General features: G+C 69.7%; 21 protein-coding genes. 10 read left to right on the forward strand and 11 right to left on the reverse strand.

Features of this window, described 5'->3' with window-relative positions; all coding sequences use genetic code 11:
- Positions 1–51 precede the first annotated feature (51 nt).
- Entirely contained in the window at positions 52–1,170 is a 1,119-nt protein-coding gene (gene hppD, locus Q0938_RS07040) for a 4-hydroxyphenylpyruvate dioxygenase (protein WP_299360536.1), read from the forward strand.
- Here the strand turns inward: hppD and Q0938_RS07045 are convergent.
- From Q0938_RS07045 to Q0938_RS07055, 3 genes are read right to left on the reverse strand one after another with little or no spacing between them, the layout of a single operon-like run.
- Positions 1,167–2,651: a tripartite tricarboxylate transporter permease gene (locus Q0938_RS07045; RefSeq protein ID WP_299360538.1), complete on the reverse strand. Its 1,485-nt coding sequence runs from the start codon at positions 2,649–2,651 to the stop codon at positions 1,167–1,169. The genes hppD and Q0938_RS07045 overlap by 4 nt on opposite strands.
- A 1-nt stretch (position 2,652) precedes the next feature.
- Complete coding sequence (locus Q0938_RS07050; RefSeq protein ID WP_299360540.1) at positions 2,653–3,102, reverse strand: tripartite tricarboxylate transporter TctB family protein; 450 nt, start codon at positions 3,100–3,102, stop codon at positions 2,653–2,655.
- Between the two features lie 27 nt (positions 3,103–3,129).
- Positions 3,130–4,128, reverse strand: coding sequence for a tripartite tricarboxylate transporter substrate binding protein (locus Q0938_RS07055; protein ID WP_299360542.1), 999 nt, complete (start codon positions 4,126–4,128; stop codon positions 3,130–3,132).
- A 96-nt stretch (positions 4,129–4,224) separates the two neighbouring features.
- Here Q0938_RS07055 and Q0938_RS07060 point away from each other — a divergent pair, with 96 nt between their 5' ends.
- Positions 4,225–5,115, forward strand: a complete 891-nt coding sequence (locus Q0938_RS07060; RefSeq protein WP_299360544.1) for an alpha/beta hydrolase — start codon at positions 4,225–4,227, stop codon at positions 5,113–5,115.
- A gap of 22 nt (positions 5,116–5,137) precedes the next feature.
- On the opposite strand, the gene Q0938_RS07065 is transcribed toward Q0938_RS07060, so the two are convergent.
- The 3 genes from Q0938_RS07065 to Q0938_RS07075 all read right to left on the reverse strand — a co-directional run bounded on the left by Q0938_RS07065 (position 5,138) and on the right by Q0938_RS07075 (position 8,807).
- Positions 5,138–6,655 (reverse strand): aldehyde dehydrogenase (NADP(+)), encoded by a 1,518-nt coding sequence (locus tag Q0938_RS07065; protein ID WP_299360545.1) that lies wholly within the window; start codon positions 6,653–6,655, stop codon positions 5,138–5,140.
- Positions 6,656–6,751: 96 nt separating this feature from the next.
- Positions 6,752–7,894, reverse strand: coding sequence for a fumarylacetoacetate hydrolase family protein (locus tag Q0938_RS07070; RefSeq protein ID WP_299360546.1), 1,143 nt, complete (start codon positions 7,892–7,894; stop codon positions 6,752–6,754).
- A 1-nt stretch (position 7,895) separates the two neighbouring features.
- Positions 7,896–8,807 carry a dihydrodipicolinate synthase family protein gene (locus Q0938_RS07075; protein ID WP_299360548.1) on the reverse strand — a complete coding sequence of 304 codons (912 nt, stop codon included), beginning with the start codon at positions 8,805–8,807 and terminating at the stop codon, positions 7,896–7,898.
- A gap of 143 nt (positions 8,808–8,950) precedes the next feature.
- On the opposite strand from Q0938_RS07075, the gene Q0938_RS07080 reads away from it, so the two are divergent.
- Genes Q0938_RS07080 through Q0938_RS07100 form a run of 5 tightly spaced genes read left to right on the forward strand, consistent with a single transcriptional unit; the run spans position 8,951 to position 13,980 of the window.
- Complete coding sequence (locus tag Q0938_RS07080; RefSeq protein WP_299360549.1) at positions 8,951–10,732, forward strand: IlvD/Edd family dehydratase; 1,782 nt, start codon at positions 8,951–8,953, stop codon at positions 10,730–10,732.
- Positions 10,733–10,766: 34 nt separating this feature from the next.
- Complete coding sequence (locus tag Q0938_RS07085) at positions 10,767–11,501, forward strand: SDR family oxidoreductase (protein ID WP_299360550.1); 735 nt, start codon at positions 10,767–10,769, stop codon at positions 11,499–11,501.
- Positions 11,502–11,504: 3 nt separating this feature from the next.
- Positions 11,505–12,272, forward strand: coding sequence for an SDR family oxidoreductase (locus Q0938_RS07090; protein WP_299360551.1), 768 nt, complete (start codon positions 11,505–11,507; stop codon positions 12,270–12,272).
- A gap of 23 nt (positions 12,273–12,295) precedes the next feature.
- Positions 12,296–13,273 (forward strand): 2-hydroxyacid dehydrogenase, encoded by a 978-nt coding sequence (locus Q0938_RS07095; RefSeq protein WP_299360552.1) that lies wholly within the window; start codon positions 12,296–12,298, stop codon positions 13,271–13,273.
- On the forward strand, positions 13,270–13,980 hold the full coding sequence (locus Q0938_RS07100; protein WP_299360553.1) for a GntR family transcriptional regulator: 711 nt from the start codon (positions 13,270–13,272) through the stop codon (positions 13,978–13,980). Before Q0938_RS07095 ends, Q0938_RS07100 begins: the two co-directional genes overlap by 4 nt.
- On the opposite strand, the gene Q0938_RS07105 is transcribed toward Q0938_RS07100, so the two are convergent.
- Both Q0938_RS07105 and Q0938_RS07110 read right to left on the reverse strand, forming a co-directional pair.
- On the reverse strand, positions 13,965–14,858 hold the full coding sequence (locus tag Q0938_RS07105) for a DMT family transporter (protein ID WP_299360554.1): 894 nt from the start codon (positions 14,856–14,858) through the stop codon (positions 13,965–13,967). The genes Q0938_RS07100 and Q0938_RS07105 overlap by 16 nt on opposite strands.
- A gap of 16 nt (positions 14,859–14,874) precedes the next feature.
- The gene (locus tag Q0938_RS07110) at positions 14,875–16,371 is read right to left on the reverse strand and encodes a UxaA family hydrolase (protein ID WP_299360556.1); all 1,497 of its coding nucleotides are present in this window, start codon (positions 16,369–16,371) and stop codon (positions 14,875–14,877) included.
- Positions 16,372–16,636: 265 nt separating this feature from the next.
- Here Q0938_RS07110 and Q0938_RS07115 point away from each other — a divergent pair, with 265 nt between their 5' ends.
- Both Q0938_RS07115 and Q0938_RS07120 read left to right on the forward strand, forming a co-directional pair.
- Complete coding sequence (locus Q0938_RS07115; RefSeq protein ID WP_299360558.1) at positions 16,637–17,386, forward strand: SDR family oxidoreductase; 750 nt, start codon at positions 16,637–16,639, stop codon at positions 17,384–17,386.
- A gap of 55 nt (positions 17,387–17,441) precedes the next feature.
- Positions 17,442–18,293, forward strand: a complete 852-nt coding sequence (locus Q0938_RS07120; protein ID WP_299360560.1) for an ureidoglycolate lyase — start codon at positions 17,442–17,444, stop codon at positions 18,291–18,293.
- Positions 18,294–18,333: 40 nt separating this feature from the next.
- Here the strand turns inward: Q0938_RS07120 and Q0938_RS07125 are convergent, their stop codons facing one another.
- Together Q0938_RS07125 and Q0938_RS07130 are read right to left on the reverse strand one after the other, a co-directional pair.
- Entirely contained in the window at positions 18,334–18,939 is a 606-nt protein-coding gene (locus tag Q0938_RS07125) for a 2-dehydro-3-deoxy-6-phosphogalactonate aldolase (RefSeq protein ID WP_299360561.1), read from the reverse strand.
- On the reverse strand, positions 18,936–19,883 hold the full coding sequence (locus Q0938_RS07130) for a 2-dehydro-3-deoxygalactonokinase (protein WP_299360562.1): 948 nt from the start codon (positions 19,881–19,883) through the stop codon (positions 18,936–18,938). The genes Q0938_RS07125 and Q0938_RS07130 overlap by 4 nt, the downstream gene beginning before the upstream one ends.
- A gap of 271 nt (positions 19,884–20,154) precedes the next feature.
- Between Q0938_RS07130 and Q0938_RS07135 the strand changes: the two genes are divergently transcribed.
- Positions 20,155–21,111: a sugar kinase gene (locus Q0938_RS07135; protein WP_299360564.1), complete on the forward strand. Its 957-nt coding sequence runs from the start codon at positions 20,155–20,157 to the stop codon at positions 21,109–21,111.
- Here Q0938_RS07135 and Q0938_RS07140 read toward each other — a convergent pair.
- Entirely contained in the window at positions 21,100–21,681 is a 582-nt protein-coding gene (locus Q0938_RS07140) for an HAD family phosphatase (RefSeq protein ID WP_299360565.1), read from the reverse strand. The genes Q0938_RS07135 and Q0938_RS07140 overlap by 12 nt on opposite strands.
- Positions 21,682–21,823: the final 142 nt, after the last annotated feature.

The raw sequence follows: 21,823 nt of genomic DNA on the forward strand, positions 1-21,823 counted from the left end.
CACCCTGCAGTTAGCATGCGCCATATTGACGCATGATGCAGGAGGAAATCCATGGGTCCGTTTCCACATGACGCCCCGAAAGCGCAGATTTCACCCGAAAACCCCGCGGGCACCGACGGATTCGAGTTCGTCGAGTTCGCCCATCCCGACCCGCAGGTGCTGGACAGACTGTTCCGGCAGATGGGGTTCAGTCCCGTTGCCAGACACCGCAGCAAGGCTGTCACGCTGTATCGTCAGGGCGACATCAACTATCTGCTGAACGCCGACCCGGGCAGTCACGCGGCGCGGTTCGTGTCCGAACACGGCCCCTGCGCACCGGCGATGGCCTGGCGGGTCGTCGATGCCCGGCACGCGCTGCGGCGCGCGGTCGATCTGGGCGCGACGGAATACACTGGCCCGGGCAAGTCGGTCGAGGCCCCTGCCGTGTTCGGGATCGGCGGGTCGCTGCTCTACTTCATCGACCGCTATGGCGACGCGGGCAGCTGCTATGACGCCAACTTCGCGTGGCTGGGTGACGCCGATCCGCGCCCGGCCGGGGTGGGGTTCTACTACCTCGACCATCTCACCCACAACGTCATCCGCGGCAACATGGACTCGTGGTACAAGTTCTACCGCGACACCTTCGGCTTCCGGGAAATCAGGTTCTTCGACATCCGGGGGAAGCAGACGGGGCTGACCAGCCGGGCGCTGACCTCGCCCGACGGCAAGATCCGCATCCCGATCAACGAATCCACCGACGCGCACAGCCAGATCGAGGAATACCTGCGCGAATACAAGGGCGAGGGCATCCAGCATATCGCCGTCGGGACCGAGGACATCTATGCCGCGACGGATGCGATCGCCGCGCGGGGGATCGAGTTCATGCCCGCACCGCCGGACACCTATTACGAGATGTCGTACACGCGCGTGCAAGGCCATGACGAGCCGCTCGACCGGATGAAGCGGCACGGCATCCTGATCGATGGCGAAGGTGTGGTCGGCGGCGGCGAAACCCGCATCCTGCTGCAGGTCTTCTCGAAGACAGTCATCGGGCCGATCTTCTTCGAGTTCATCCAGCGCAAGGGTGACGACGGGTTTGGCGAAGGCAACTTCCGCGCGCTGTTCGAATCGATCGAGGAGGACCAGATCCGCCGGGGCGTGCTGCCGGCGGCGGCCCGCAGCGGGGGCTAGGACCGCTTCCGACGCGCCGCTTGCCAGACCGACCACACGATCAGCATGGCGCTGGCCGCGACGAAGCCGGCCGCGATCGGCCGTTCGAGGAACACCAGCGGATCGCCGCGCGAGATCAGCAGCGCACGGCGCAGATTGGTCTCGATCAGCGGCCCCAGGACAAAGCCCAGCAGCAGCAACGCGGGATTGAACCGCGCCATCGCCAGCAGGTGACCGGCAGCGCCGATCACCGCGACCGCCATGACGTCGAAACTGCTGGACCGTACCGAATAGACGCCGAGGCAGACGAACACGATGATCGCCGGGTACAGCCAGCGGAACGGCAACCGCAGGATCGACACCCACAGCCCGATCAGCGGCAGGTTCAGGATCAGCAGCAGCAGGTTGCCGATGCCGAAACTGACCACCAGGCCCCAGAACATCTCGGGCCGCGCCTCGAGCATCATCGGACCGGGCTGGACGCCGTGAATCACCAGCGCCCCCAGCATCAGCGCCATGATCGGATCGCCGGGGATGCCCAGGGTCAGCGTCGGGACAAAGGCGGTGATCGCGGCGGCGTTGTTGGCGGCCTCGGGGCCCGCGACGCCTTCGATCGCCCCCTTGCCGAACCGCTCGGGGCGGCGCGAGACCCGACGCTCCATCGCGTAGGACAGAAATGACGAGATCGTCGATCCGGTGCCCGGCAGCGCCCCGAAGAAGCTGCCCAGCGCGGTGCCGCGCAGGGTGGGCATCGCCATGCGGCGCAGATCGTCACGGGTCGGCATCATCTGGGCCAGTCGGACCCGGTCGGGCTGGCCGCGATCGCCGCGGCGGATGTTGCCGATCACCTCGGCCACCCCGAACAGCCCCATGGCTAGCGCAACCAGGTTGATCCCGTCCATCAACTGCGTCGACCCGAAGGTCATCCGCTGCGCGCCGCTGTTCACGTCGGTGCCGACGGTCCCCAGGATCAGGCCCAGCACCACCATCGCCAGCCCCTTGGCGGGGGCCCCCGATCCGATGGTCGAGGCTGCCACCAGACCCAGCACCATCATCGCGGCATAGTCGGCGGCCCCGAACGACGTCGCGACCCGGCCCAGCCAGCCGGCCAGCACCACCAGCACCACGATGCCCAGCATCGATCCGACGAAAGACGACAGCATCGCCGCGAACAGCGCCTGTCCGCCCCGCCCCTGCACGGCCATCGGATACCCGTCCAGCGCGGTGACCGCCGATTGCGGGGTCCCTGGCAGGCGCAGCAGGATCGACGCCACGGCGCCGCCATACTGCGATCCGTAATAGACGCCGGCCAGCATCACCAGCGCCGACTCGGCGGAGATGTAGTAGGTGATCGGCAGCAGCAGCGAGATGGCGGCCATCGCGCCGATCCCGGGCAGCACCCCGATGAGGGTGCCCAGCGCGACCCCGAAGAAGCAGTACAGCAGCACCGATGGCTGGGTGGCGACGCCCAGCCCGTAGATCAGCCCGTCCCATGCGCCCATGCTAGCGCAGTCCCGCCGGCCAGAGCGGGATCGTCATCTGCAAGCCGACGCCGAACACCAGCCATGTCAGGGCGGTGACGATGCCGGCCAGCGCCACTCGCCAGCCGACGCCGGGGCGCGGCGCCGGCCAGCTCGCCAGCAGCACCGCCAGCGCCGTGGTGACGACCAGACCCAGGCGCGACAGACCCGCCCCGAACAGGACCACCGCGGCGAGCACGGCCACCGCCTCGGGAAGGTGGAACGGCCGCGCCTCGCCGGCGCGGGCCCAGGCAGGAACGGCGATCATCACGCCCAGCACCGCCAGCAGGCCGCCCAGCACGGCCGGAAAGAACCCCGGCCCCATGGCGCGCAACGTGCCGAACTCGAATGACGTCAGCGCGTGGCCGGCGACAGCCAGCCCCAGGGCGGCCAGTCCAAGGCCGCCCCACAGATCATGTTGGTCGCGCTGCATGTCCGCCAGTCGCCGTCGTCGCCAGGGTCAGTTGCCCGCCGCCTCGACCCGGTCGATCACCGCGCCCCACATGGCGGTGTCGGCCTCGATCCGCGCGGTCAGGTCCTCGGGCGTGCCCGGCTGCGCCTGCCAGCCGATCGCCAGCAGCTTCTCGACGACCGCCTCGTCCTGCAAAATGGCGTTCAGTTCGGTGTTCAGGCGCTCGATGACCGCAGGATCGGTGCCCGACGGTGCAATGAACGCATTCCACAGCTCCGCCTTGAAATCGGCGGGCAGGCCGGCCTGCCCCGCGATCACCGGGACGTCCGGCGCCAGCGGCGATGGTTCCGCCGAGGTGATGCCCAGCAGCCGCATCGTCCCCGCCTGCACCTGCGGCAGGGCGGCCGATGGGGCCATGAAGCCGGCGTCGATCTCGTTCCCGACGATCGAGGTGGTGACCTCGGCATAGCTGGTGAACGGCACGTGCAGCATCTCGATGCCTGCGGCGGCGTTGAACAGCTCGGCCGTCAGATGCGCGCCCGACCCCTGCCCAACCGAACCATAGGTCAGATCGCCCGGCGCCGACTTCGCCAGTTCGACGAATCCGGCCAGGTCCTGCGCCGGCGACGCGGCGTTGACACCCAGCACCAGCGCGCTGGTGGCGATCAGGGCGACGGGGGCGATGTCCGTCGCCGGGTCATAGGACAGGTCCTTGACCAGCCGCTGCGAGGTGGTCAGCGGCCCGTTGATCGTGGTGGCAAAGGTGTGCCCGTCCGTGCCGGTCAGCATCGATTGGACGCCGATCACCCCGCCGGCGCCCGGCTTGTTTTCCACGACGACCGGCTGGCCCAGGCGCTCGGCCAAGGGCTCGGTGATCAGGCGGGCCAGCGTGTCCGGCGACGAGCCGGCCGGAAATCCGACGATCACGCGGACCGGACCCGTGGGCCAGTCGGTTGCGGCGGTCTGGGCCGTTCCCGGCCCCGCCAGCAGCGTCATGGCGGTGATGGCGGCGGCGGCGATCGCGCCCCGGCGGGTGATGTCGGGCATCTCAGCGCTCCCTTGCTTGGTGACGGGGGACTGTTGCCTGCCGGTGCAAGCGGCGTCAATCTGCCCGAAGGATTACCCGACCGCAGAGGATCGTCGATGACCGACAGCGCGCAGCCGGCGCAGGCCCGCCCTGACCGGGCCGAAATGGACCGACAGTACAACGCCCGCGAGACCGTGCCCTCCTTCGAGGCCGAGCTTGCGCGCTATCAGGCGGAAAGCGACCGGGTGCGCCGCGACATCCCGCATCAGCGCGACATCGTCTATGACCCAGTCAGCGGCGAGACGCTGGATTTCTATCCCGCAGCGCCGGGAAGCCGCCTGTTCATCTGGATCCACGGCGGCTACTGGCGCGCGCTGTCCAAGGATGACAACGCCTTTGCCGTGCGCGGCCTGCATGACCGCGGGTTCCACGTGGCGGTGGTGGACTATACCTTAGTTCCCAACGCCGATCTGGACGAGATCGTCCGCCAGGTGCGAACCGCCGTGGCCTTTCTGGCGCAGAACCGGGACAGGTTCCGGATCGGGCCAAGGCCCCTGGCGGTGGGCGGATCATCGGCTGGCGGGCATCTTGTCGGGATGCTGCTGGCGGGCGGATGGACGGACCGGTTCGGGATCCCGGGGGACACGATCGGGGTGGGGCTGGCGTTGTCCGGAATTCACGACCTGGAACCGCTGCGGCACAGCTATGTCAACGACTTCATGCAGTTCGACGAGGCGTCAGTCGATCGCAACAGCCCGATCCGGCACATCCCCGCAGGCAGCCGCGCCACGCTGCTGGCCGCGGCCGGCGGCGACGAGACGGCCCAGTTCGCCCGCCAGACGCGCGCCTATGTGGACGCCTGGCGTGCGGCGGGAAATCGGGCCGAACTGGTCGACATGCCGGGCTTCCACCATTTCGACATCGCGCTGAGCCTAGTCGACCCGGACGGCACGCTGGCGCGCGCGGTGGATGCGGCGCTGCCGGACCCCGCGATCCGACCGGGCTAGCGGCGATCCGGGCGCGGTCGCATCAGCCGCGCAGGTCACCCTCCAGTATGTAGTCGGGCAGGTTCTGGAAGCATACCGGCCGCAGAAAACGCCGGATCGACAGGGTGCCGACGCTGGTCGCGCCGAAATTGGTCGAGGCGGGATAGGGTCCGCCATGGACCATCGCGTCCGCCACCTCGACCCCGGTCGGAAAGCCGTTGACCAGAACCCGGCCCGCCTTCTGCGCCAGAACCGGCAGCAGCCGCCGCGCCAGCGCGGCGTCGGCTTCGTCGCTGTGCAGCGTCGCGGTCAGCTGGCCCGGAAAGCCGCGGGCGATGCGCAGCATCTCGTCGGGCGTGCCGGCCCGGACGATCAGGCCAGCCGGACCGAACACCTCTTCGGTGAGGCTGTCTTCGCCCAGGAACTCATCGGCCGTGGTCTCGTACAGGTTGGGCCCCGCGCTCCGATCGCTGCTGTCGGTGTTCAGGACGGGCTTGACCGCGTTGGACTGGCCCAGTCGGTCGATCCCTTCACGATAGGCGGATGCGATCCCGTCAGTCAGCATCGTCTGCGGCGCCGCATCGGCAAGGGCGCGGCGCGCGGCGTCCACCACCCTGTCGGCGTCGGGACCGTCCAGCACCACGGCGATGCCCGGATTGGTGCAGAACTGCCCTGCCCCCATCGTCAGCGATCCGGCCCAGCCGGTGCCGATCTCGTCGGCGCGCGCCGCGGCGGCGGCCGGCAGGACGAACATCGGGTTCACCGAGCCCAGTTCGCCGAAGAAGGGGATCGGTTCGGGGCGCGCGGCGCACAGGTCGAACAGCGCCCGTCCGCCGGCAAGACTGCCGGTAAAGCCCACGGCCTTGATGCGGGGATCGGTGACCAGCGCCTCGCCGACCTTGCGGTTGCCGCCCTGGATCAGGGCGAACACCCCTGGTGGCATGCCGGTGCGCGCGATGGCGGCCTTGATCGCCTCGGCCACGATCTCGCCGGTGCCGGGATGGGCGGAATGGCCCTTGACCACCACCGGACAACCGGCGGCCAGCGCCGCGGCCGTGTCGCCACCGGCCGTCGAAAACGCCAGCGGAAAGTTCGAGGCGCCGAACACGGCGACCGGACCGACGGGCAGCTGGATCATCCGCAGTTCGGGTCGGGCGGCGGGCTGGCGGTCGGGCAGCGCCGTGTCGATCCGGCGGTCGAGATAGTCGCCCTTGCGGATATGGTCCGCGAACAGGCGCAGCTGGCCTGTGGTGCGCCCCCGCTCGCCCTGCAGTCGCGCTTCGGGCAGCCCGGTTTCCTGGGTGCCGATCTCGGTGATGGCATCGGCACGCGCGTCGATCTCGTCGGCGATCGCCTCCAGAAACGCGGCGCGCGCCTCACGCGAGGTCGCGGCGTAATCGTCGAACGCGTCGGCCGCCGCCGCACAGGCCCGCGCCACCAGGTCCGGCGTACCGGCTGCATAATTATGGGCCGGTCCATGCGCGGGCGACGACCGGAAGGTCGCGTCGCCCCCGATCCATTCCCCGCCGATCAGGTGCTTGCCGTGAGGTGTGAAGGTCATGACGTGCCCTTTCGCGATTGCGCCGACTGCCGGCGAGACATGGACGCTGCGCCCGGACGAGTCAAATCTGGTATGCCAGGTTGATCCCGGGCGGCATCACGCCAGCAGCCCCCGCCCTGCCAGGCTGCGCATCAGCGCGGCCGTGCCGAACGTCCAGGACGGGCAGTCGGTGCACGACCGGACGGTGTTGGTCAGCGCCCCCAGCGCCGGTTCCCGGATCGTGACGATGTCGCCGGGATGATGGGTAAAGCCCTGCCCCGGCGCGTCGCGGTCCTGGGTGGGTGCGAACAGCGTGCCGAGATACAGCATGAACCCGTCCGGATACTGGTGATGCCGGCCGATCGCCTGCGCCACCAGATCGGCGGGGTCGCGGCTGATCTGCGACATCGAGGACCGCCCGTCCAGCACGAAGCCGTCGGTCCCTTCGACCCGCAGCGTCAGTTCGGCGGCGCGCACCTGGTCCAGCCCCCACTCGGCATCGAACATCCGGATGAAGGGGCCGATCGCGGCCGAGGCGTTGTTGTCCTTGGCCTTGCCCAGCAGCAGGGCGGATCGCCCCTCGACGTCGCGCAGGTTGACGTCGTTGCCCAGCGTGGCGCCGCGGACCCGGCCGCTGCTGTCCACCGCCAGCACGATTTCCGGTTCGGGGTTGTTCCAGCGGCTGATCGGATGCAGGCCGACATCCGCCCCCCAGCCCACCGACGCCATCGGCTGGCACTTGGTGAAGATCTCGGCGTCGGGGCCGATCCCAACCTCGAGATACTGGGACCACAGCCCCTCCGACTTGAGGATGCGGGCGACCTCGGCGGCCCGGTCCGAGCCGGGCACGATGCCGCGCAGGTTGGCGCCGATCGCCTCGCCGATGCGGGCGCGGATGGCGGCGGCCTGATCGGGATCGCCCGCCGCCTGCTCCTCGATCACCCGTTCCACCATCGACGCGGCAAAGGTCACGCCGCTGGCCTTGATCGCCTGCAGGTCGGCAGGGGACAGCAGCCGCGGATCATTCCCGCCCGCCCCCATGACGGCGAAATCCGACAGCGATCCGATGTCTGCGCCCCGCTGCGCCTGCAACCACCCCACGGGGTCATCGCGTTCCAGCAGGTCGCGCATCGTCGTGACTTCGGGGCAGGTCACGTCCAGCAGCCGTCCGTCCCGGTGAACCACCACGGCCGGGCCGATGTCGGGCCGCCACACCCGACCGACAAAGACGCCCTCGTCCGGCAGATCCGGTTGCGGCATCCTAATTCCCCCAGCGCAGGACGAGCGGATCGAGCCGCCTCGCCAGTTCGACGGTCATCGCGCGCGTCGCCGGATGCAGCGGCGCGATCGGATGGCGGCAGTATTCGGATGCGATCACGCCGCCTTCCTTCATCAGCACCTTGGCGGCGCGGAACCCGGCCTGCCGGTTCTCGTGATTCACGAAGGGCAGCACCCGGGCATAGGCATCGGTCGCGCCAGCCCGGTCACCGGCGGCCCACAGGTCCAGCACCGGCCTGATCTGGTCCACGATGGAGGCCGAGGTCATCGACCCCGTCGCCCCCGCGTCCAGGTCGGCCAGCAGGGTGATGGCCTCTTCGCCGTCCATCGGTGCCTCGATCGCATCGCCGCCCTCGGCGATGAGGGCGCGCAGCTTGGCCGCGGCCTGCGGGCACTCGATCTTGAACAGCTTCACCATCTCGATCTCGCGGGCCATCCGGACCAGCAGCGCAACCGGCAGATCGACCCCGGACAGCGGCGCGTCCTGGACCATGATCGGAATCCCGACCTCACCCACGGCGCGGAACTGTTCGAAGGTCTGCTCGGCGGTGCCGCGCATCAGGGCGCCGTGATAGGGCGGCATCATCATCACGGCCGCGGCGCCCAGGTCCCGGGCCCGCTGCGCGCGTGACACGGCGATCGCGGTCGCGAAATGGCTGATGGTGACAATGACCGGAACCCGGCCCGCCACATGTTCGAGCGACAGCCGGGCCAGCGTCTCGCGCTCGTCATCCGACAGCAGGAACTGTTCCGAAAAGTTTGCCAGGATACAGATGCCGGTCGAACCCTGGTCGATCATGCAGTCGAGAACCCGGCGCATGCCCTCGGTATCGATCGCCCCGTCCGGATGGAACGGCGTCGGCGCGACCGGCCAGATCCCCTCATATCCCGGCATGCCATTCCCCCCTGCTGAGTAACCCAGCGGATGGTATACCATTCCCGTCGTGCTGCAAGACAGCGGCCGCGCACCGGGCAGAGCTTTACAGCTTCCGCGTGGCTGGTATACCAGACCACGCAGGTCATGCAGGGGGGGTGGGGATGTCCGACACGCGCGCCAACAAGCGGTTTCGCAGCCAGGAATGGTTCGACAACCCGAACAACCCGGGCATCACTGCGCTGTACCTGGAACGCTACCAGAACCAGGAATACACGCGCGAGGAACTGCAGGGTGAGCGGCCGGTGATCGGGATTGCCCAGACCGGCAGCGACATCGCCCCCTGCAACAAGATCCACGTGTTCCTGATGGACCGGATCAAGGCGGGTATCCGCGACGGCGGCGGTATCCCGATGGAATTTCCCGTCCATCCGATCCAGGAGACCGGCAAGCGGCCCACCGCCGCGCTGGACCGTAACCTGGCCTATCTGTCACTGGTCGAAGTGCTGCACGGCTATCCGATCGACGGCGTGGTCCTGACCACCGGCTGCGACAAGACCACACCGGCCATGCTGATGGGCGCGGCAACGGTCGACCTGCCGGCGATCACCCTGAATGGCGGGCCGATGCTGGACGGCTGGTGGCAGGGCAAGCGCGCCGGGTCCGGCACGATCGTCTGGGAAAGCCGCCGGCTGCTGGCCGAGGGCAAGATCGACTACGACGAGTTCATCAGCCGGGTCTGCGCCTCTGCCCCCAGCCTGGGGCATTGCAACACGATGGGCACCGCCAGCACGATGAATGCCATGGCCGAGGCGCTGGGCATGTCGCTGCCCGGCTGTTCGGCGATTCCGGCGCCGTTCCGCGAACGGATGGCGATGGCCTATCAGACCGGCAAGCGCATCGTGCAGATGGTGCTGGACGACCTGAAGCCCAGCGATGTGCTGAGCCGGGCCGCGTTCGAGAACGCGATCCGCGTCAACACCGCGATCGGCGGGTCCACCAACGCCCCGCCGCATCTGCAGGCGATCGCCCGCCACGCCGGTGTCGAACTGGACGTGCGCGACTGGGAAACCGTCGGTTTCGACCTGCCGCTGCTGGTGAACATGCAGCCGGCCGGCCAGTATCTCGGCGAAAGCTTCTTCCGCGCCGGTGGCGTCGCCGCGGTCATGGGCGAGCTGCAGCAGGCCGGTCTGCTGAACGACGACGCGATGACGGTCACCGGCCGCACCGCCGGCGAAAATGTCGCCGAATGGCGCTCCACCGATCACGACGTGATCCGCCCCGTCGGCAATCCGTTGCGCGAAAAGGCCGGGTTCCTGGTGCTGTCCGGCAACCTGTTCGACAGCGCGCTGATGAAGACCAGCGTGATCTCCGACGATTTTCGCCGGCGCTTCCTCTCCGATCCCGGCAACGAGGGGGTTCACGAAGGCCGCGCCATCGTGTTCGAGGGACCCGAGGACTATCATGACCGGATCAACGATCCGGCCCTGGGCATCGACGAGCAGTGCATCCTGTTCATCCGGAATGTCGGCTGCGTCGGCTATCCCGGCAGCGCCGAGGTGGTGAACATGCAGCCGCCCGACGCGCTGCTGAAGGCCGGAATCAATCACATGCCCACGGTAGGCGACGGACGGCAGTCCGGCACCTCGGAAAGCCCGTCCATCCTGAACGCCAGCCCCGAGGCGGCGGTCGGCGGCGGGCTTGCCCTGCTGCAGACCGGCGACCGGGTGCGGCTGGACCTCAATGCACGGCGTATGGACGCGCTGGTCGACGACGCCGAATGGCAGGCGCGACGCGCCGCCTGGACCCCGCCCGAACTGGTCAACCAGACGCCGTGGCAGGAACTGTATCGCCGCACCGTCGGCCAGCTGGCGGACGGGGGCTGTCTGGAACTTGCCACCGCCTATCACCGCGTCGCCCGCGACCTGCCGCGCGACAATCACTAGCGGTCACGCGCACAAGGCCGTCAAAGGGGGACGCATGCCAGGATCCATCATCATCACCGGGGCGGGCAGCGGCATCGGCCGCGTCACCGCCCGGACATTCCTGCAGGCCGGCTGGCGGGTCGGGCTGATCGGCCGGCGTGCCGACGCGCTGAACGAGACCGCGGGTGACAGCGGCGCGCTGGTCCTGCCCTGCAACGTCACCGACGCGGCCGCCGTCGACGCCGCGTTCGACCGGACCGCGGCAGAGTGGGGCCGGGTGGACGTGCTTTTCAACAACGCCGGAACCGGGCTGGTCACCCAGACACCGGATCAGGTCGATCCGGACGAGTTCCGCCGGGTGATCGACGTGAACGTCAACGGCGTGTTCAACGCGGCGCGCGCGGCGTTCCGGGTCATGCGCGCCCAGGACCCGCAGGGCGGACGGATCATCAACAACGGTTCGGTGTCGGCCCACGCGCCGCGCCCCGGCTCGATCGCCTACACGGCGTCCAAGCATGCGGTCACCGGGATCACCCGGTCGCTGTCGCTGGACGGGCGGCCGTTCAACATCGCCTGCGGCCAGATCGACATCGGCAACGCCCTGACCGAAATGGCCGAGGCGATGACGCGGGGGGTGCCGCAGGCCGATGGTTCGAACCGGATCGAGCCGGTGATGGACGCCCAGGTGGTCGCCGATGCCGTCCTGCACATGGCCAGCCTGCCGGAGGGCGCGAACGTCCAGTTCATCACGGTGATGGCGACCAACATGCCCTTTGTCGGACGGGGCTGAGGCGTGTCGCTGGCCCTGTTCGACCTGAGCGGCCGCCGCGCCCTGATCACCGGGTCGTCCCAGGGGATCGGCCTGGCGCTGGCCGGCGGCCTGGCCGCCGCCGGGGCCACCATCCTGCTGAACGGCCGCGATCCCGCCCGGCTGGAGGCGGCCGCGACACGGCTGCGCGAGGGTGGCGCCGACGTCGAGCTTCATCCGTTCGACGTCACCGATCATGCCGCGGTCCGCACCGCGGTGGACCGGATCGAGGCGACGACCGGGCCGATCGACATCCTGATCAACAACGCCGGCATGCAGCACCGCGCGCCGCTGGAGGATTTCCCGCCCGAGGCGTTCCAGCAGATGCTGCAGACCAACATCGCCAGCGTGTTCAACGTGGCGCAGGCCGTCGCCCGTCACATGATCCCGCGCGGGAAGGGCAAGATCGTCAACATCTGTTCGGTCCAGACTGCGCTGGCGCGGCCCGGGATCGCGCCCTACACCGCGACGAAGGGCGCGGTAGCCAACCTGACCAAGGGCATGGCCACCGACTGGGCCCGTCACGGGCTACAGTGCAACGGCCTGGCGCCCGGCTATTTCGACACGCCGCTGAACGCCGCGCTGGTCGCCGACCCGGCGTTTTCCGACTGGCTGGCCCGCCGCACCCCGGCCGGGCGCTGGGGCCGGGTCGAGGAACTGGTCGGCGCCGCGATCTTTCTGTCCTCGGCCGCGTCGTCGTTCGTCAACGGGACGACGCTCTACGTGGACGGCGGGATCACCGCATCACTTTGACACATTTCTGACAGGGAGGTCGCATGACCCGGGTTCTGGCGATCGGCATTTATGCAGACATCGATCACACCGCACTGGTCGAGGAAGAGGGGGCTGCGATGCTGGCGACCCTGGATGATCTGGCAGGGATGCCGCAGGCGGACCGGGACAGGATCGAGGCCGTGGCCTATCGGGGGCACGCCCCCTTCGGCCCGGACCAGATGGCGTTGCTGCCACGGCTGCGGGTGATCGCCAACAACGGCGTGGGTTATGACGCGATCGACGTTGCCGCCGCGACGGAACGGGGCATTGTCGTCACCAACACGCCGGGCGTGCTGAACGACGACGTGGCGGATCTTGCCGTCGCGATGCTGGTCGCCCAGAGCCGCGATTTCGAGCGCGGGATGCGCGCGGTGCGCGATGGCAGCTGGGCGCAGACCGGCGAGTTGCCGCTGGCCCGCAAGCTGTCCGGTCGCACCGTCGGCATTCTGGGGATGGGCCGGATCGGACGCGAGATCGCCGACCGGCTGGTCGCGTTCAAGTGCAGGATCCATTACCAGTCCCGTACGCCCAAGGACACGCCCGCCGGGTGGACCTACCATGCAGATCCCGTCGATCTGGCGCGTGGAGTCGACGATCTGGTGGTGTCGGTCGTCGGCGGGCCGGCCACCGAAGGGATGGTGTCGGCCCGGGTGCTGGACGCGCTGGGGCCGGACGGCGTGCTGGTCAACATCTCGCGCGGATCGGTCGTGGACGAGGCGGCGCTGATCGAGGCGCTGGAACAGGGCCGGATTCGCGGCGCGGCGCTGGACGTGTTCCGCAACGAGCCCGATGTCGATCCGCGCCTGGCGCGGCTGCCGAACCTGCTGCCGCTGCCGCATGTCGGATCGGCCACCGTCGAGACCCGCGCGGCGATGGGCGCGCTGCAGCGGCGCAACCTGCGCGCCATGCTGGAGGGCCATGCCCCCGAAACCCCGGTCAACGATCCGGCGGCCGTGGTCCGGCAAGCCGCCGGCGGATGACCGGCAGGGCGGGCCGCGGGGACAGCAGCCGCGGCCGCGAAACCGCGACCACCTATCCCGGGACGATCGCCGCGCAGTTGCGGCGCGAGATCCTGACCGGCGTGCTGCCGCCCGGCAGCCCCATCAAGGAACGCGACCACGCCGAACGGCTGGGGGTCAGCCGCACCCCGCTGCGCGAGGCCGTGCGGATGCTGGCGAAGGAAGGTCTCGTCACCCTGCGCCCGCTGCGCAGCCCCACGGTCATCGACATGACCCTGGACGAGGCGCTGGACGAGGTCGCGGTGCTGCGGCAGCTGGAACTGTTCGGCGGCGAACTCGCCTGCCGCAACGCCACCCCGGAGGAGATCGTCGCCATCCGCCGCCTGTGCGAGACCATCGAGGCCGATCACGCCAGCGGCGACAAGGTCGAGGTGTTCGACGCCGACATGCAGATGCACCGGGCCATCGTCGCCGCCTCGCACAACCCGGCCCTGACCCGCACCCATGGCGAATATCTGTCGCGGCTGTGGCGCATCCGGTTCCTGTCCGCCCGGGAACGCACCGACGCCATGCGCGTGCTGGCCGACCACCGCGGCATCGTGCGGGCGCTGGAATCCCGCGACGCCGCTGCAATGCGCCGGCACATGGAATCACATCTGGACGGTCTGGTCAGGAACCTGACGCGGCAGATGAGCCCGGCCGAGGAAACGGATCAGCCCCGCGGCTGAGGGTTTGCCGTGGCCGGCGTCTCGATCCGGTCGACATGGCGCAGCCACAGCCCTGCCGCGATGATGATCGCGCCGCCGATCAGGACCTCGGGGCCCGGCACGCTGCCAAAGACCAGATAGGCCAGCGAGCTGACGAACAGCAGCTGCAGATAGATCATCGGGGCCAGCACCGATGCAGGCGCCATCCGGTGGGCCAGCGCCGCCAGGCTGTGCGAACTGAGCCCGAAGACGCCGATCAGCGCGAAGATCAGCCATTCCATGGGCCGCTCGGGCCAGGTCGCCTGCCACAGGATGAATGGCGCGAGACACAGGGTTGCGACCGCGCCCGCCCAGATCTGGTGGGTGGCATTCGCCTCGTGGGACAGCCGGCGGGTCAGGATGAAGTACATCGAGACCGACAGCACCGACCCGATCGACAGGATCATCGCCGGCGAGAAATTCTCGCTCCACGGCTGGACGATGTACAGGACCCCGACAAACCCCAGCACCACCCCGGCGATCCGCCGCGGCGTCACCCGCTCGCCCAGCAGCGGGATGGACAGCAGGGTGGTGAAGATCGGTCCGGAAAACAGGATCGCGGTGGTCAGCGACAGCGGCAGGTGGCGCAGCGCGAGAAAGTTGAACAGCGTGGACAGGAACAGGCAGGCCGACCGCGCCAGCTGCAGCCGGGGCGACACCGATCGCAGCACCGCCGTCCCCTGCGTCGGCAGGGTGACGGCCAGGATCAGCATCAGATGCCCGGCATAGCGGGCGAACACCACGACGAGCGGCGCGAGCCCTGCCGTGATCAGCCACTTGGCCGAGGTGTCGATGCAGCCGAACAGTGCGACGCTCATGGCGAATATCGCCAGGCCGCGCAGCTTTCTGTCGATCGGCACGGACGACATCGGGCGGCTACATCACCGCCCCGATCTGCCACGGCACGAATTCGTAGTCGCCCAGGTCCTGGGCCTCGGACTTGGACCGCTCGCCCGAGGCGACCCGCAGCAGCAGCTCATAGATCTCGCGCCCCACCTCCTCGACGCTCGCCGCGCCGTTCAGGATCCGGCCGGCATCGACATCCATGTCGTCGCGCATGCGGGCAAACATCTCGGAGTTGGTGGCGATCTTGATGCACGGCGAGGGCTTGGACCCGAAGGCCGATCCCCGGCCGGTCGTGAACGCCACCAGATTGCAGCCCGAGGCGATCTGCCCGGTGACGCTGGCCGGGTCATAGCCGGGGCTGTCCATGAAGGTGAAGCCGCGCCCCGTCACCGGCTCGGCATAGCGGAACACACCGTTCAGCGGCGTGGTCCCGCCCTTGGCCGCGGCCCCCAGGGATTTTTCCAGGATCGTGGTCAGCCCACCCTTCTTGTTGCCGGGGCTGGGATTGTTGTCCATGCTGCCGCGATTGCGGGCGGCATAATCCTCCCACCAGGCGATCAGCTCCAGCAGCTTGTCGCCCACATCGGGACGGGCGGCGCGCGCGGTCAGCAGATGTTCCGCCCCGTAGATTTCCGGCGTTTCCGCCAGAACGCCGGTTCCGCCCTGCGCCACCAGCAGGTCGCAGGCATGCCCCAGCGCGGGGTTGGCGGTGATCCCCGACCAGGCGTCCGACCCGCCGCATTGCAGTGCCACCATCAGGTCCGACGCCGGGCAGTCCTCGCGCGTGGCGGCGTTGACCACCGGTAGCATCTCCTCGACCTTGCGGATCCCCAGCGCCACGGTTCGCGCCAGCCCCCCGACATCCTGGATGTTCATGGCCTGGAACAGCGGACCGGGGGTCAGGCCATAGGCCTCGATCAGCCAGTCGATCTGCATCATCTCGCAGCCCAGCCCCGCCATCAGCACCCCGCCGACGTTGGGGTTGCGGGCATAGCCCCACAGCGTGCGCTGCAAGGTCTCGAACCCGGTCCCGTCGCCCCCCATGGCACATCCCGTCCCGTGCACGAAGGCGGTCACCCCGTCGACGTTGGGATAGGCGGCCAGCCGCTCGGCGGTGAAATGATCGGCGATCTTGCGGGCCGCGGTCGCCGAACAGTTCACCGAGGTCAGGATGGCGATGAAGTTGCGCGTGCCCACCGCGCCATTCGCGCGCCGGTAGCCCCTGAAGCTGTCGCGGCGGGCAGGCGCCGGCGCCGGCCGCAGGTTGGACCCGTAGCTGTGCGCATGGGCCAGGTTGCGGAATTCCACGTTGTGGGTGTGGACATGGTCCCCCGCGGCAATGTCCGTCGAGGCCCAGCCGATCACCTGGGCGTATTTCACGACGGTCTCTCCCGTCGCGATGGCCTGCCGGGCGATCTTGTGCCCCCGCGGGATCGTCTGGTTGGCACCCTGCTCACCAACGTTCAGGGTGGCCGTGACCGTTGCGACATTGTCGGACGGATCAAGCGTGACGAGCCGGGCGGTCATGACGCGGGCGACCCGGGCAGGCCCGTGGGCCGGACCTGCTGACCATCAAGGAAGACTGGCCTTGTCGCCATCGTTTCGACCCCGAACAGAAAGGCTGTGTGCAGGTCGCACGCTAGGGTAAGGTCCACATGCCCGCAATGCCGATCTGGGCCCCGGACGAACCCGTGGTCGCGGGCCCGACCGGCAAATCGGCTTGCGACAGAATATCCTTTCGGCGCAGCCTGTCACCCGGCAGGCCGCAGCACCGGCGGCAGGGGGGAAACACATGGCGGGACGGCTTTCGGGCAAGCGGATCATGATCACGGCCGCAGGTCAGGGGATGGGCCGCGCCGCGGCACTCGCCTGCGCGGCCGAAGGGGCAGAGGTGCTGGCCACCGACCGCGATCCCGGGCTGCTGTCCGACTTGTCCGCATCGGGTCTGACCACGGCGCAGCTGGACGTCACCGATGCAGATGCCGTGGCACGGGTCGGCGCAGGGGCGGGCGATCTCGACGGCCTCTTCAACTGCGCGGGGGTCGTCGTGAACGGTGACATCCTCGACTGCACCCAGGCCGACTGGGACACGAGCTTTGCGATCAACATCCACGCGATGTTCCACGTCACGCGCGCGGTGCTGCCAGGCATGCTGCGGCAGGCCGACCGGACCGGCGCGGCGTCCATCGTCAACATGGCCTCGATGGCGTCCAGCGTGAAGGGATTCGTGAACCGCTGTGCCTACGGCACGACGAAGGCGGCGGTGATCGGGCTGACGAAATCCGTCGCCGCCGATTTCGTCCAGCGCGGTCTGCGCGCCAACGCGTTGTGCCCCGGCACGGTGGACACGCCCAGCCTGCGCGAGCGCATCGCCGGCGCACCCGACCCGGCCCAGGCGGAACGCGACTTTGTCGCGCGCCAGCCGATGGGGCGCCTTGCAGTGGTGGACGACATCGCCCCGATGGTGGTTTATCTGCTGTCCGACGAAAGCCGCTTCATGACTGGCCAGGCGGTTCTGGTCGATGGCGGCGTGACGATCTGACGGCTGGCCCGGCCAACCCGCGCCCCGGCCTCCGTCGCCTTGTGAAGGAGCGAGAATGAAACTGCTGCGCTATGGCCCGCAAGGGCAGGAGAAACCCGGCCTGCTGGACGATCAGGGCCGGGTCCGGGACCTGTCCGGCCACGTCCCCGACATTGCCGGGGACGCCCTGACCCCGGCGGGGCTGGACCGGTTGCGCGGGCTGGACCCGGCAGATCTGCCGCTGGTCGATGGCACGCCGCAGCAGGGGCTGCGCCTGGGTGCCTGCGTGGGGAACGTGCGCAAGTTCGTCGCGATCGGGCTGAACTATGCCGATCACGCGGCGGAATCCGGGATGCCGGTCCCGTCCGAACCGGTCGTCTTCAACAAGTGGACCAGCTGCATCGTCGGCCCCGATGATGACGTGCACATTCCGCGGGGCGCCACCAAGACCGACTGGGAGGTCGAATTGGGCGTCGTGATCGGCGCACCGGCCCGGGACGTGCCGGAGGACCGGGCCATGGACCACGTCGCCGGCTATTGCGTGGTCAATGACGTCAGCGAACGGGAATGGCAGCTGGAACGGACGGCCACCTGGGACAAGGGCAAGGGCTTCGACACCTTCGGGCCGATCGGTCCGTGGCTGGTCACGGCCGACGACATCCCCGACCCGCAGGACCTGGACCTCTGGCTGGAGGTGGACGGCCGCCGCTACCAGGACGGAACGACCCGCACGATGGTGTTCGGGGTGGCGGCCCTGGTCAGCTATTGCTCGCGGCTGATGACGCTGCTGCCCGGCGACGTGATCACGACCGGAACCCCGCCGGGCGTCGGCATGGGGCAGAAGCCGCCGGTCTTCCTAAAGGGCGGCGAGACGATGCGGCTGGGCATCAGCGGCCTGGGCGAACAGACCCAGAAGGTCGTGGCCTGACCGCTGGGGCCGTCCCGGCACGGATCGACGGCCACCTCTGTCAGGCGCAGGCCGCGTCATAGGCGGCGACGATCGTCGCCGCCGCCGACCCCGTGGCGTCGGCGGACTGGCCGGGACGGTACAGCGCCGTGCCGATCCCGAACCCGTCGGCGCCTGCGCCCCGCCACGCGGCAAAGTTCGACGCCCCGGCACCGCCCACGGCGTAGACCGGCGCCTCGGGCGGCAGCACCGCGCGGATGGCCGCCAGCCCCGCGGCCCCGATCAGCGACGCGGGGAACAGCTTCAGCCCGGTGGCCCCGGCCGCCAGCGCGGCAAAGCATTCGGTGGGCGTCATCACCCCCGGCCAGCTCTCCATCCCGGCCGCGCGGGTGGCGGCGATCACCGCGGCATCGGCATTGGGCGACACCACCAGATGCGCCCCGATCCCCGCGAGCAGATTCACCTGACCGACCGTCAGGACGGTCCCCGCACCGATCCGGGCCCGGTCGCCGAACCGCGCCAGCAAGCGGGAGATGCTGTCGAACGGATCGGGCGAGTTCAGCGGCACCTCGATCATCGTGATGCCGGCGCCGATCAGGGCTGCGGCGTGATCCTCGACCTCGTCCGGGGTGACGCCGCGCAGGATGGCGATGATGTTGCGGGTCATGCGCTCTCCCTTGCCGCCAAAGCGCGGGCACGGCTCAGCCCGGCCAGCACCGCGCGTTCCGCCGGCAGGGTGCGGGACGTCACGCCCATTGCCGACAGGGCGCGGCCATAGCGCCCCGCCATCGCGTCATCACCCACGATCAGCACGTCGCGGCCCAGCCACCACGGGCGAGCCGCGACCAGCTCCGCCCCGATCAGCAGCCCCGACAGCCGCGCCCGGGCAGCGGCTGCGGGCAGGCCGGTCAGCAGGGCTTCGGCCCGCAGGGTGAACAGCCTCGCGGCCAGCGCTTCGGGGCGGGCCGCCCCATCCAGCACCGCGGCATCGAATGCCGCCTCGTCGTCGTCGCCGCTGCCGGCCAGGCCATGGCGCAGCACCGACCGGGTGGACAGCAGGGCGAACAGTTCGCCGGTCATGAAGCTGCGAAAGCTCACGACCTCCCCCGCCGAGATTTCGGCCCACTTGCTGTGGGTTCCCGGCAGGCACACGACCCCGTCCCATCCGGGTTCGAGCGCCATGACCCCGGCGATCTGGGTTTCCTCGCCGCGCATCACGTCGGCCGAGGGCCGCAGCTGCGACAGCCCCGGCACGATCCCGACCCGAATCCGGGAATCGGAAACCGGCGGCACCGTCAGCGGCAGGGCCAGCGGCGCGCAGGGCACGGGGCGATAGCCCGCCTCGGCCCAGCCCTGGCGCGCACCGACCATGCCGCAGGCGATCACCGGAATGGTCCCGGCGGCCGGCAGCCATCCCCCGATCAGCGCCAGCAGGGCCGGCTCGAACCCCTCCGGGTCCAGACCGCCCATGCCTTGGTCCGACCGGCCGCGGTCCAGGACCGTGCCGTCATCCGCCATCGCCCAGACCCGCAGCGCGCTGGTTCCCCAGTCGACGGCGATCCAGTCCGGCCGGGCGCCGCCTGCTGAAGGCTCGTACCCGGCGTTCTCCATCGACTGTGTCTCCGCCGTCACCATCGCCCCGGCCGCTCGCCTGCCGTGTTCCGGTTCATGCTGCATCCTTTCGGGGGCGGTCGGCGCCGCCCGGCCTCCTGTCAGGTCCGGATCAGCTAAGACGAGGCGCCCCGTCGACGCAATGGCCCCGGGGGTCCGCCGTCCCCCTTGCCAAGCCCGTCCCCGGCATCGAAGCTGCGCGTCCAGCGCACGCCAGCACAGGGGACCAGCGCATGAGCCGCACCCATCCTTCACCGGGAACCGGACCGCGATGACCGAACTGCGGCAGAATGCGGCGGCCCGCACCGGCCGCCCGCTGGCGGTGCTGAGCGTCGGCGAGGCGATGGTCGAGATGTCCCCCGCGGACGAGCCCTCGCTGTGGCGGCTGGGCTTTGCCGGGGACACGCTGAATACCGCGTGGTATCTGCGCCGGCTGCTGCCGTCGGACCGGGCCATCGGCTTCATGTCGCGCATCGGGGTGTCGCCGTTTTCCGACGGGATGCGCAAGTTCATCGAGGCCGCGGGCCTGGACGTCACCCACATCTCGCGCGATCCGGCGGCCGAGGTCGGGCTCTACGCCATCCACCTGACCGGGGGCGAACGCAGCTTCAGCTACTGGCGCGGCCAGTCGGCGGCGCGGGGCCTTGCGGATGACGGCACTGCACTGGACCGCGCCTTTGCTGCGGCCGACTGGATCTACCTGTCCGGCATCACCCTGGCGATTCTGCCCCCTGCGGGACGTGACCGGCTGCTCGCGTCCCTGGCCCGCGCCCGCGAAAACGGCGCCCGCGTCGCCTTCGACCCCAACCTGCGCCCCAGGCTGTGGGCGGATGCGGCCACAATGCGCGGCACGGTCGAACGGGCCGCGGCGCTGGCCGACGAGATGCTGCCCAGCTTCGACGATGAGCACGGCCAGTTCGGCGACCCCGACCCGCAGGCGACGATCGATCGCTATCTGGCGGCGGGGGCGCGGCAGGTGGTGGTCAAGGCTGGCGGCGAGCCGGTCCGGTTCGGGGGCGCGGACGGAACCGGATGCGTGGACGAGCTGCGCCGCGAGGCGCCGGTCGACACCACGGCGGCCGGCGACAGCTTCAATGCCGGCTATCTGGCGGCGCGGCTTGCCGGCCACGGCGTCGCCGATGCGATCCGGGCCGGGCACGCGGTCAGTCGTCAGGTGATCCGCCAGCGCGGTGCGCTGGTCGAGATCGACGGGGGATCAGTCATCTGACCCGTCCCCCAGGCCCGCGTCGGGCGCCAGCAGCCCCCGTGCGACCAGCGCCCGGCCCAGCGCCGCCGGATCGGTGAACCGGACAGCCTGCATGCCCACCGCCCGTGCGCCCGCAACATTCTCGGCGCTGTCGTCGATGAACAGGCACGCGGCCGGGTCCAGCGCGTGCCGGGCGGTCAGCAGCCGATAGATGGCCGCGTCGGGCTTGGCCACGCGTTCGCGTCCGGACACGATCACGTCCTGGAAGGCACGGCCCAGCCGGGGATGCAGCGCGACCGCCACCGGCCAGCTCTCGGCGGAAAAATTGGTGATCGCCCAGATCGCGTGGCCGCCGTCGCGCAGCCGCTCCAGCAGGTCCCAACTGCCCTCAATCGGATCGCGGATGCTGTCGGCGAAGCGGTCGGGATACAGCACCGCCGGATGCGCCCGCGGCCCCAGCCGGCGCTGCAGCGCCGCGACGTTGTCGGCCCAGGAGGTGCCGCGGTCCGCCGCCATGTTCCAGTCACGGAACCCGATCTCGGCAAGATACGCCTCTCGCGCTACGCCGTCCGGAAAGCTGTCCCGGAACACCGCCGCCGGGTCCTACCGGATCAGCACGTTGCCGATGTCGAACACGATGTTCACGCCAGATCCTGCCTGCTGCTGCCTGCTGCCCTATCGCGGCGCGGCGCCACGTGACAGCCCGCACCTAGACATCCGCATCGCGCGGTCC

The organism is uncultured Paracoccus sp. (assembly GCF_947496875.1).
Classification (GTDB): Bacteria; Pseudomonadota; Alphaproteobacteria; order Rhodobacterales; family Rhodobacteraceae; genus Paracoccus.